5 protein-coding genes are annotated in these 12,768 nt (G+C 36.3%); 2 read left to right on the plus strand and 3 right to left on the minus strand.

Going from position 1 to position 12,768, the window contains the following annotated elements:
- Nucleotides 1–115 precede the first annotated feature (115 nt).
- The 3 genes from PMI10_RS14500 to PMI10_RS14510 all read right to left on the minus strand — a co-directional run bounded on the left by PMI10_RS14500 (nt 116) and on the right by PMI10_RS14510 (nt 8,013).
- A complete protein-coding gene (locus PMI10_RS14500; RefSeq protein ID WP_007809263.1) occupies nt 116–1,972 on the minus strand; it encodes a rhamnogalacturonan lyase in 1,857 nt (618 codons plus the stop codon).
- A 199-nt stretch (nt 1,973–2,171) separates the two neighbouring features.
- Nucleotides 2,172–4,301 carry a hypothetical protein gene (locus PMI10_RS14505; protein ID WP_007809265.1) on the minus strand — a complete coding sequence of 710 codons (2,130 nt, stop codon included), beginning with the start codon at nt 4,299–4,301 and terminating at the stop codon, nt 2,172–2,174.
- An 85-nt stretch (nt 4,302–4,386) separates the two neighbouring features.
- Nucleotides 4,387–8,013, minus strand: a complete 3,627-nt coding sequence (locus PMI10_RS14510; protein ID WP_157489853.1) for a DUF4450 domain-containing protein — start codon at nt 8,011–8,013, stop codon at nt 4,387–4,389.
- A gap of 250 nt (nt 8,014–8,263) precedes the next feature.
- On the opposite strand from PMI10_RS14510, the gene PMI10_RS14515 reads away from it, so the two are divergent.
- Complete coding sequence (locus PMI10_RS14515; RefSeq protein ID WP_007809270.1) at nt 8,264–9,640, plus strand: GDSL-type esterase/lipase family protein; 1,377 nt, start codon at nt 8,264–8,266, stop codon at nt 9,638–9,640.
- 23 nt (nt 9,641–9,663) lie between these two features.
- Entirely contained in the window at nt 9,664–12,519 is a 2,856-nt protein-coding gene (locus PMI10_RS14520) for a glycoside hydrolase family 2 protein (RefSeq protein WP_007809273.1), read from the plus strand.
- Nucleotides 12,520–12,768 lie beyond the last annotated feature (249 nt).

The raw sequence follows: 12,768 nt of genomic DNA on the forward strand, positions 1-12,768 counted from the left end.
AAGGGCTTTAGCCAAATGAAACTGTTTTTTTTCGGCTAAAGCCAATTTATCCTTCGATTCAGTTTACCTCCAGCTAAAGCAGGAAGCAATTCAAAACTTTCTTTTTGACACTTTTTTACTCCTTCAAAGGAACTAAAACAATATCAGGCTTGGGAGCAGGCTGCATACCTGTTCCAAAATAAAAACCGGTATGCGGTGGCTGATTGTAACCTACATTCTGCCAGGCGATACTCAAACGATATTGCGGATCGTGCATCAAGGTATATTGTCTTATTTCAGTAGGAATGACAGTCGAATAAATCCTTAATTCTTTATTGTCTTCAGATCTTAAAATCAATTCTTCCCTCCAATCCCCCAAAATATCTGCAGAAAGTGCAGGAGTCGATTTGGTGCCATTATTCGATACTACCCCGGTTGCGGTAAACAATCTCCCTTTGCCATATTTGTCAATATAATTTGAATTCAGAATTTCTCTTGAAGTATCACCATCCCAATAAATTAAAAAATTAGTTGATTTTGGAGCGTCCCCTATTTTATTTCCTTTAATATCATATAAAAAAGGAGATCCTGACCACCAACATTGAGCTCCTTTTCTGGTTGGATCTATATTATCCGCCACACCACGACCAACATCTTCGTTTGGCGAATCGGTAAATAACACTTTTCCGTCAGCTGCAGAAAACAAAGTTACTCCCGGGCCTGTTGTCCCGTTTTCAATTTCATGTATTCCGAAGGCTTCCAAACCCGGGACATCCAAATCAAGATCAGAAACATGTAAGGCATCACCGTGTCTGAATCCTGTCGTATATAATCCTTTTCCGTTATCATCTACACACATCGATCCGTAAATGATTTCATCTTTTCCGTCATTATCCACGTCAGCAACAGAAAGTCCATGATTTCCCATTCCGGAATATGGATTTTCAGCATCTTTACTGTCAAAAACCCATCTTGAAGTCAGTTTGTTATTTTTAAAATCCCAGGCGGCCAAAACAGTTCTTCCATAATATCCACGACACATTATCACACTTGGATGAACACCGTCCAAATACGCAATACAAGCTGTAAAACGATCAATCCTGTTTCCTTTCGTATCATTTCCTCCGCTTCCTCCTCTTCCGCCCCAGCCTGCAAGATCACCACGCTCAGGAATATAATCTGTTGTGGTAATCAATTTTCCAGTTCTTCCATCAAAAACAGACAGATATTCAGGACCTTTCAAAATTTTTCCAAAAACAGGTGAATTTGGATCTCTGTCAACCCAGTCTTTTGTTGCATCTCCAACAACATTATTCTGACTATCTGTTGTACCGTCAGCGGTTTTACAAACCAATTCAGCAATTCCGTCACCATCCAGATCATACACCATAAATTGGGTATAATGTGCGCCTTCGCGAATATTCTTTCCTAAATTAATTTGCCATAAAAATTTTCCGTCTAAAGTATATGCCTGAAATATAGGAGGATCAGTAATCCCGGTATGTGAATTATCATGCCCTTTTCCGGTCATGTGAACAATCAAATCATACCTTCCATCTCCATCTAAATCGCCTGTCGAAAGATCATTCGGAATATAACCTTCGATCGGTCTTATTGCAATCGACAAATAATCTTTATCCGGGCTTTCTGCAGGAATTGTAAAATTTCCCTTGGTATCTGATTCTTTTCCTTTAAAAACGGTTTTTACAAACCATGTGTTATCTTCATGAATACTCGCCTTAGAATCCAGAAAATTAGTGGCTCCTGTTATGGGTTTATCATTGATTTTGATTGCTTTTTTAGCACCGCTTTTTCGATATAAATTAAAAGCCAAATCATCAGCATCGGTTCCTAAAACACGCCATCCAATAAAAAACTGACCTTTATCTTTTATTGTGATAATACCTCTGTCTAAGTTTTCCATTTGCCTTTGAGCAGATACAATCGAACACACAAAAAGCATTAGCAGAAAAACAATTTTATTATTGTTCATATAGTTTTATTTGGATTATGAATAATAGGTTCACGCAGATTTTAGACTGATTTTAGCAGATTAGGGTTTATTATGAAAAATTATTAATCTCGCAAAGTCGCTAAGAAAAAAATCTGAAATCAAAACTTTGCGATTCTGCGACTTTGCGAGATTAAAAAAAATCTGTTTAAATCTGCAAAATCTGCGTGAAACTAAAAAATTAAAACATCTTTTTAAATCCTTCGCTCTGTACTTTCCACGATCCGTCTTTAGGGAAGCCAGGATTTTGTTCTGTTGACCCATCCCAGCCTGCGCACATCATGGCGACAGCTGTTAATAATCCTCCGTTTCCGGGAAGATATAACGTCAGTCTTTCTGCCTGATAATTGTGTCCGTTTTTTAAATAGGTATTTGTTTTTACATTCATAAACAACGCATCAATTGCTTTTTCCGGCATTTGCAGGCGAGCTGCAGACATGGCTGTCATTGGAAAATCCCATCCCCAGGTTTTATCCCATGACCAGGTATCCCAAACCAGATCAAACGTATTCTTCATGATTTTTTTATTCAAAAGAGAAGTTTCAGGAAGCATTCCGAAAGTTCCTAAAACAGAAGGATGATCTGTTTTAAACTCAGGATTTGTGTAAGAGTCAGTAGCACTTTCTGTGGCTAGATAAACCTGATTTGCAATTGGTAATGGCGATAATTTTGCTAAAACCGTCTCCCATTTTTCAGGCACTTTCTGGTTTAATTTTTTCTTCCAGGCAATAGCGGTTTTCAAAGCCCAGTTCCAATATGCCAATTCATAAGTTGGATTAAAAGTTTCAATTGCCTTAAAACGTTCCTGCGCCGGAATTACTCCCGGTCCAAGAACATAACGATCATTTTTAGCATCATAATTAGCAAATGAAGCCATGAAATTTGCTGTTTCAAAAACGCGCTCACTATATAAATTTAAAGTAGTCGATGTTGGTTTTGCACGATACATCAGCTCGGCATAAGTAATAAAGTGCGGTTGCTGCCAAATCAGGAATGAACCTATAGAAGATGGGCTTTCATTCCCATCCGGATCAGTCATTTTCTGCCATCTTGCGCCTTCAAAGCCTTGTCTTTTAGCAATGCCTTTTGCTTTCTCAAAAACTTTCTGATACCACGGAAGACTATTTTCCAGTAATTCAGGCCTGTTCCAAAGCGCAAAATGAACACCGTGCCACCAATGCATTTCTAAGTGTGGTTTTCCGTACCAGCTATTGTACGTTAAACCTGTTTCCTGCGGAGGAACTTTTCCTGTACATTGTACTTTGGTAAGATATTGCGAAAGGATAACTCTTCGTTCCAATTCTTTTGCACGAGGATCGGTACTTCCGGAAAAATCAACTGCTGCACCGCTTTTCCAGAATTCTTCCCAGCCTTTTATACTGCTGTTCTCTATATCTGAAAAAGAAGAATTCGCTGTCGGTTTTTTTTCTTTCAAAGCAAAAAGGCAACTTAATTCTAATGTGTTGGTATCTGATGATTCAATTACAAAATAATGGTCAGCTGCTTTTTTAGCTTTTGCATTTCCTTTCCAGTTCAAACTGATATTATATGAAATACTATCCATCACATGCGTTACAACAGCTTCGTTTTTTGACTTTTCTGTCAAAGTACTCTTGTAATCCTGTGTGCCCTCCCATTTGGTCCCCATATCTGCCCAATCTCCGGTAGGAAACGGAATTCTTAAACTTATTTTTAATCGCTTTTGCAGCAATAAATCCGATTTTACTTTTACTCCAATGGCATCTTTTTTCTGATGAGAAGCCGTAAAAACGGTTACCGGAGTTCCTTCAACTTCAAAATAACTTTCTATTTCTCCTGTCCATAAATTCAATTTTTGCGAAATAGATTTAATATCCTGAGGTTTCACCAGACTTCTGTCTTTTTTAGTGATCTCAAAACCTAAATTTCCTAACTGTAATAAATGCGGATTTTGCCTGAACCAGTTTACCGCATCCACTTTTCTTTTAGGTTCTTTTATTTGTACCGTATAGGAAACATTTCTACCATATTGCTGATAATCTTTTAAGGTTTCAGAAAATTTATAATGCTCTGTATTTTTATAACTGTCCCAACCCCATTCGGACTGTGTTCCCAACGGAATTCCATTTTCATAAAACTTAGGAAAAGTTTGCAATCCCGTAGCATCAACTGTAAAAGCAAAAGAACCATTTCCAACTGTCAAAGAAGCTAAAGTATCTATTGATGTAATTTGAACGTTATGCCTTGTTACTAATGCTTTCCTGTCTATTTTTTGTTGTGCCGACAGCGACATCGAAAACACAAATGCAATAATTAATTGATATTTTTTCATCTGATATTTAGTTTTATTTTTTGATAGTTTCAGTTTTTGTTTCTGTTTCCAGTTTAAGAAATTGATTAATTTTCTAATTGCCACATTATCTAATTAGCGTAACACTCATCAAACCAATAACTACATCATTGGCAATGGTTTTGATAGTCATACTTTTTAATGTTTTATTTTTATTTAATGGCAAATCCAGAATCGTTGCAGCTCCGCCATCAATACCAAAATTTGAAAAACCCTTTATACTCGTAAAATTCTTAAATGTTCTCGAGATCTCTCCCGTTTTCAAATATACTCTTGGAGGTTTTGGTGCATCAGTCGTAAACGCCAATCCATCCACAAAATAATCCTGCTCGATTGGCCACCAGTTTTCAGGGTTTTTCAACTGTAGAATCTCTGACGTGCCGTCTGTATAATTAACCTGAATTTCACCATTTACGATTCGGCTTTGCATAGGATTTGTAGTTCCGGCAACCATGAAATAAATGTGTGAAGCTTTTCCGTTTAACGGAATACTGACGCTTTTTGGAAAATTATCCCACATCGATGTAAAAATTATATTTTTCTGATTTTCATCAGAAGGTGTTTTAAACGAAAAACCATATGGAGTTGAAATCTCTCCGTTTGATTTAGCCTTTTGACGCAATCCTGAATCATCAATTTTTACAGATATATTTGGATAACACCAATTTCCAATTCCATTTGTAGGAAGCTGTAAAGTTACCGTTTGTGGTCTGGGAGATAAATATTGATTATTAAAAACATCCGTTACTTTCGAATTAAAGAAAGAAGAAAGCGAAACTGTTTCTGTTTTATTTAAAGCGTTAAAAGGAATATCCCAATTGGTTAATTCTAACTCTTGTATTACTTCCGAATCCGTTTTGAAATTAAATCTATTCGTTCCGGGAACCAAATCCACAAGTGGAACCTGAATCGTCTTTTCTTCGTATATATCTAAATTTATTTTTTGCTGTTTTTTTTCAGAAGTATCAAAAACCAATGCTCCTTCTATTTTACCTAAAGAATTATTTTTAATATCCACTTCTAAAGCATCTGTATTTAAATGTTTAACCTGCAATTTAAGTTTTGGTTTAAAAGTAATTTCTATTGGATTCCACCATGAAAAATTACCTTGTTTTAATTTGAGAAAAAACATTTTATTTCCTTCTCCATTTACTTTTGCATGAAACGTTTTTTCTGTTTTTGAAACAATACCCAAAATAGATTGCGGGTCATAAACACTAACTATTTCAGATTTAAAAGTGATTAGATTCAAAGTCTCTTCAGAGGTATAATTTTTTGTAACTAATTTTTCTTCCAAAGTACCTCCTTTCCAGTTGATTTTAATATCATAAACACTACTGTGTGGTGCATCGATGTTGACTCTTGGTTTACCAATACTTTCCGAAATTGCTTTCCATTCTACTGTTTTACCATTAACCGTAATACTTTCTATACCATCATTAGGTGCATTTACAACCAATTTAAGATTCATTTTTGTTGCAAAACGATTTTCAATATGATAAGAATCTGTTTTATTTTCTCTTTTAAAATCAATTGAAATATCCGGAATATCTAAAGCTGCATAACCCCATTTTGCAGGAAAACCGGGCTTAATCGTCAAAACTCCAGCCAAGGCATCAGGCTGAATTCCAAAAAGACCTTCAACCAATGTTCGTGCTGCCATTCCAATCGGGTCTGCAAAATCACGGTACAACTCACCTCTTATGGCATCCTGATACAAAAGCTGTTCAAAACCTCCCGGAGAAGCTCCTAAATACATGCTTTCTATCAAGGCACTTTCCCACATTGTATAGGCTTTATCTGCTTGTCCACCTTGCCAAAATGCTAACGAAGTATGCAATTGCTCTGCCAAAGCTACATTATTAATCGACCATGTATAGGGCTGCCAATTGGTTGTGCTTATCGTATAAAGATTCGTTTTATCGAGCCCTTCTGCCGAAATCGGAATATGCGGAATTTGATTATCGACATAACTTAACATTTGATAACTCTCGAACGGATTCGATAATTCTGAATCGATTGTGTGATAAATGCTCCAAATTCCGGGAACACTATGCAACAGTTTATTCCCCAGTGCATCTTTATATTCTGCAAAAATTCCTTTTTTCGGAATCCAGAGTTGATCATTTGAAGCTTTCAGAATTTTGTCGGCTTCCTTGGAAAACGGATTTTCATCTTCCTGTATTTTTTTTGCAATTTCAGCAACCGTTTTATTCGCATAATAGTTATAAGCCGAAGAATGTATCACGCCTCCTCCACTGTATTGTAAAGCATCGCTTGCCCAGATTGAAGCGTAAGCATCGTAAAGTCCGTCATTGTCGGGATCAAAATTTCTTTTTTCCCAGTTTAAATGTCTTTGGATAGTGGGCCACATTTCTTTTATAAAAGCGGTATCACCTGTCCATTTAAAGTGTCTCAGCATCTGATCTATAAAAACCAGATTCATATCATAATGATGCGTAACTGTATTCTTGTTCGGATTTCGGCTAATATAACCACTGCTAAACATCGAAGTTCCCATTTCTTCTTTCTGACGTGCTAAATTCCGAACCGTATCAAACACAACAGGACCATCTAAAGGTGTTGTAACCTGAGACTTACTATAACTCGTAAAATGTGTTTTTGCCCTGTCATGCCATCCCAAAGGATCCGCAACATAAGCACCGCGCCAGGCATTCAGGTACATTCTCCAGGCAATAGCACCATGCAGGTACGCAGGGCTCTCCCAGATACCATCGGCAGCAATAGAAAGTGCTGATCCTAAAGTATTAATATAGGGATCCGGAGTTAACACTTTAACTCTATTGGCTAACAAATGCGTTTCCTGAACTGATTTATCATACAATTGTGCTATGCCTTTTTGCGAAACATCTGATTTTAAATCTTCGGCAGCAAACAGCCAGTATAATTCTGTTTTTGAAATGGAAGTGTTTTTTCCTGTAATTACTGGTAAAGATTCCGTATTGGAATTATACAATTCCAAAGGTGTGTTTTGATGGTCAGCATTAGCTAAATGTGTATCGGATTTTGGAAAATAACCAACCAAATTTTTATTATTACCCGTTTTTTGTTTGTTGCTTTCAGAGCCATATTCCAATAAAAAAGATTGCTTTTTTAAAGTATATTTATTGTTGATACAATAATTAGAATGTAAATAAAATACCGATTCCGGATCGGCACCAATATCGCCATCACGACTGAACTTTTTGCCGGTTGCTCCACCATAAGCCCAAATTAAATTTACTTCTTTAGAAACATTTTCACCGGAAACTTTTACAATAAAACCTTCTTTTTCTTTTAAAGCCACAACAACAATAAACAGCTTTCCTTTTCCTAAAATTGGGTCTTCAATAGTATAATGCATTGTTCCCAATACATAACGTGCATCAATTTTTGAGGCTTCGGTAATCCATTTGCTGTGTTTTCCGTTTATTAAACCAAACTTCAGATTTCCTCCCATCCCGGGCATATACATTGCGAATTCAGGCAAATCACCGGTCTCAACCCTAAATCCTGTATTTGAACCATACAAAGCTCTGTTGAATTTTCGAGTGCCATTTTTCAGAACAAAACTATCTCCTTCCGGCATATAATGCATTTTGCGCGTAACTTGTTTTTCCTGTCCGAAAATCAGGACGGGACATAAGAGAAACAGGCCAATAAAAACTTGAATGATTTGTTTTTTGGAATTCATAAATTTCATTGAAAATCTACATTATAAACATTGGTTTAAACAAGCTGATATATAATGAATCAAATTCTTGTTTATTTTAATAATATGTATGCAATTTCTTTGTTTTTTTATGGTATAGCATCCTGTACCTACCTGATTTTTCATAATATAACAATTTATTTATTTCCAATATTTTAACATCATAGTACAGGATACTATATAAAAAAGGAGTAGTTATATTTGATTTAACAATAATTTAAAATCTCAAATATTGGTAAGAATCAGCACTTTATTATGGGTTATATTTTGTACAGCCTTGCCTGGAATTTTCTTTGGTATGCATCCTGATTCCAATTTGATTTATTACAATTCTCCAATAAAAATAAGCTATCAGGATACTATCAAAAATAAGGTCAAAAGTCAATTATTTTACTTTGGTACTACTTTAAAAAATAAAAAAGCTACCCTAATAAATAATCCTTTAATGTATAATTCTGTTACAGGTTATGGTTTTGATTTTAATTCGGCTTCCAATGTAAAAATCAATTCTGATTCATTTTCTATCGAAAAACCAGCTTATTTTTCAGTAAAACTTCCTGAAGGGAATTATCAGGTTGAAGTCGTTATGGGAAGTTCTGAAAAAAACTCGAATGTTACGATAAAAGCAGAATCAAGAAGATTGATGCTCAATCAGTTTTCCATCAAAAAAGGAAAACCTGTTACAAAAGTTTTCAACGTTAATGTCAGAACTCCAAAAATTAATGACAATCTGAATGTTTCACTTAAAGACCGCGAAAAAGATATTTTTGATTGGGATGATAAACTCACTCTGGAATTTTTAGGAGAAGTTGCTGTTCAAAGCATAAAAATTACTTCAAAAGATAATTTAACGGTCGTTTATTTAGCCGGAGATTCTACAGTTACAGATCAGGATGTAGAGCCCTGGGCTTCCTGGGGGCAATTTATCACAAACTATTTTGATGATAGTGTTGTCGTAGCCAATTATGCGGTTTCCGGTTCAGCACTAAGTTCTTTCAAAGGAGGAAATCGTTTAAAAAAGATACTTTCACTAATTAAAAAAGGAGATTATCTGTTTGTGGAATTTGGTCATAATGACGAAAAAATAAAAGGCGAAGGAAATGGTGCCTGGGGTTCCTACTCTACCTTACTGGCTGAATTTGTTCAATCTGCTAAAGATAAAGAAGCAATTCCTGTTTTGGTAACCCCTACGCAACGTCGTTCCTTTAATGAAAATGGTACTTTAAAAGAAACACACGGTGATTTTCCTGCTGCCATGCGTACTGTGGCACAAAAAAATAATGTTGTACTAATTGACGTTACCAAAATGACAACCGAATTATACGAAACCTGGGGTGATGAACCTTCAAGAAAAGCTTTTGTGCAATATCCCGCCAATACTTTTCCCGGGCAGGTAAAAGCTTTGGAAGATAACACTCATTTTAATAGTTTTGGGGCTAATGAAATTGCACTTTGTATTCTTAAAGGAATTCGTGAACTTGACATTCCGTTAAAAAAACAAATTCAAAAAGAAGCTCCAAATTACAATCCAAAAAAACCAAATTACATTTCGAACTGGACACTTCCGATGAGTGATCGTTTCGAAATTACTAAACCTGATGGCAACTAACCATTACAGAAATAACCAAATTTATGCTACTAAAAAATACAATTCAAACCTTTGCTATTGCTGCCGCTGCATTATTTTCTTATCAAAATAGTTCAGCACAGCAAACCGATAAAGTCTATCTTTCGGGTAAAGATTTTGAACATCCCTTGCAATGGGATTTTTACTGTACCGGAGGAAATAACAGCCAAAAATGGTCTAAAATAAATGTTCCGTCGCAATGGGAATTAGAAGGTTTTGGCGAATATACCTATGGTCGCTGGTACAAAGAACTGAATCAAAAAGAACCAAGCAAGGAAGAGGGTTTATACAAATATGAATTTGATATTCCTGCTAATTATAAAGATAAAGACGTGCTGATTGCTTTTGGCGGAGCAATGACGGATACTGAGGTAAAAGTCAACGGAAAATTGGCCGGAGCGATTCATCAGGGAGGATTTTATGAATTTAAATATGACATTTCCTCACTGTTGAAGTTTGGTTCTAAAAATACTTTAGAAGTTCACGTCTGGAAACATTCGGCCAATAAATCAGTAAATGCGGCAGAAAGAAGAGCTGACTGGTGGCTGTTTGGCGGAATTTATCGTCCGGTTTGGCTGGAGGTTTCCCCAAAAACTCATATTCAGAATATTGCTGTAAATCCTAAGATGGATGGTTCAATTACCGTTGATCTGAATCTTAAAAATATTCCTAAGAATACGATTTTAGAAGCTTCACTTAAAGGTTTAAATGGAGAAAATTTCCAGACTTTTTCTTTTCCGGTCAAAGCAAAAAGCACAAAAGAATCGATTTCGGCACAATGGAAAAATATCAAACCCTGGAATCCCGAGACTCCCAACTTATATGACTTGGAATTAGTTTTAAAACAAAACGGAAGCATACTTCATAAGTATGATAAGCGAATTGGCTTCAGAACTTTGGAATTTAAAAAACAAGACGGAATTTATGTAAACGGTACCAAAATTGTCATGAAAGGTATCAACCGTCACTCGTTCTGGCCGGAAGGTGGTCGAAGTACCAGCAAGAGAATCAGCGAATTGGATGTAAAGTTATTGAAAGACATGAATATGAATGCCGTTCGTGGACATTACCCACCGGACCCGCACTTTTTAGAAGTTTGTGATTCTTTGGGTCTTTTTGTTTTGAATGAATTAGCCGGATGGCAAAACTCTTATGATACCGAAACAGGAACTAAATTGGTAACTGAAATGGTGACGCGGGATGTCAATCATCCTTCTGTAATTATTTGGGATAATGGCAATGAAGGCGGCTGGAATTACAACGTTGATAAGGTTTTTGCCGATAATGATCCGCAAAAAAGAATTGTAATTCATCCCTGGGCTGATTTTAATGGCTGGGACACACATCACTACCCTACTTACTTAACAGGAATGCATCGTTTTAATGCCGGTGAAAATGTATTTTTCCCAACCGAATTTATGCACGGAACGTATGACAACGGGCACGGAGCGGCTCTGGAAGATTTTTGGACCCGCTATAAACAAAGTCCGCTTTTTGCCGGAGGCTTTATGTGGGCCATGTTAGACGAAGCCGTAAAACGTTCTGATTGGACCGGAGATGTAAAATTTGATTCGAAAGGATCTTTGGCGGCAGATGGTATTTTAGGGCCACATCGCGAAAGAGAAGGAAGTTATTATACTGTAAAAGAAGTTTGGGCACCAATTCAGTTTAAGCCAAAACAAGTTACTGAAGATTTTGATGGTTCTTTCCTAATTACCAATGATTATCTTTTCAGCAATCTGAATTCCTGCAAAATGGAATTTAAAGTACTAAAATCAGATAATGATGTGCTTTACACGAATGGAACTTCAAAAGAAATAGCTTCGGGTAAAATTGAGATTCCGGGTATTGATCCGGGTGAAACGCACAAGATTCAATTTGCTGTTCCAAACAATTTTGTGGAAGGAGATATTTTGTCAATTTCGGCTTATGATCAGTTTAATAAAGAAATTTATACCTGGACCTGGCCAATTCATAAAGCTAAGTATTATGCTGCTAAGTTTTTAGCAATTCAAAATACAAAAGCAAAAGCTGCAGGAACTAAAACAGGCAATGAAATTACTTTAAAGGGAAGCAACATCACAGTAACTTTAGATGCAACATCGGGTGAAATCTCATCTATTAAAAACGGAACCACGACAATTCCGTTAACAAATGGTCCTCGTCCAATTGGAATGAAAGCCAAATTAAAAGATATTCAGGTGGCACAGGAAGGCGATAAAGCGGTTTGTAACGTAACTTATTCAGGTGGTTTATCTTCCATAAAATGGATCATGGAACCGGACGGAAGGTTTAAAATGGAATTAATTGCCTTGAAAAATGCTTCCGGTGGTGATGGTTTTGACGGTGCTTTTTTTGAAGATAAAATCAGCGCTTTCGGAATTACTTTCAGTTTCCCTGAAAAAGAAGTTACCGGAATTAAATGGTTTGGAAGAGGTCCTTACCATGTCTGGAAAAACAGAATCAAAGGAACTACTTACGGTATTTGGGAGAAAGATTATAATACTACCATAACCGGCGAAAGTTTCGAGAATCTTATCTATCCGGAATTTAAAGGATATCACGCTAATTTGTTGGGAGCTAATTTAAAAGCCGGAGTATCATCGTTTAAAGTATTTAGTGAATCTGATAATTTATTTTTACGATTATTTACACCAGATTTGCCTAAAAATGGCTTTCCCGGAAGTAATCCACAGCCTGCATTTCCTGAAGGTGACATCTCTTTTATGTATGAGATTCCGGCGATGCGGGATTTTAAACCTTTGGAACATCAAGGCCCTGAAAGTCAGCCTACCAATATTAGAATAAAAAATGGCGATGATGGAATTAAGATGAATTTATGGTTTGATTTTAGAAACTAAATTTTAAAAGAAGTTTCAGGTTTATTTTGTTTCAGGTTTCAGGTTTTGCTCTTTGTCTACAATTATGTTAACAGCTTTGTCATTCTGAGGAACGAAGAATCTCCGCAAGTAGCTCTACAAAGATTGACAATCGTTACGGATAATTGCCGCGGAGATTCTTCGTTCCTCAGAATGACAAACTAAGGTCGAATTGATGAAATTGACAAAAAAGGGCTTCGACTCCGCTCAGCCTGACACAAAGGTCATTTT

It is taken from the genome of Flavobacterium sp. CF136 (assembly GCF_000282055.1).
In the GTDB taxonomy this organism is placed as follows: domain Bacteria; phylum Bacteroidota; class Bacteroidia; order Flavobacteriales; family Flavobacteriaceae; genus Flavobacterium.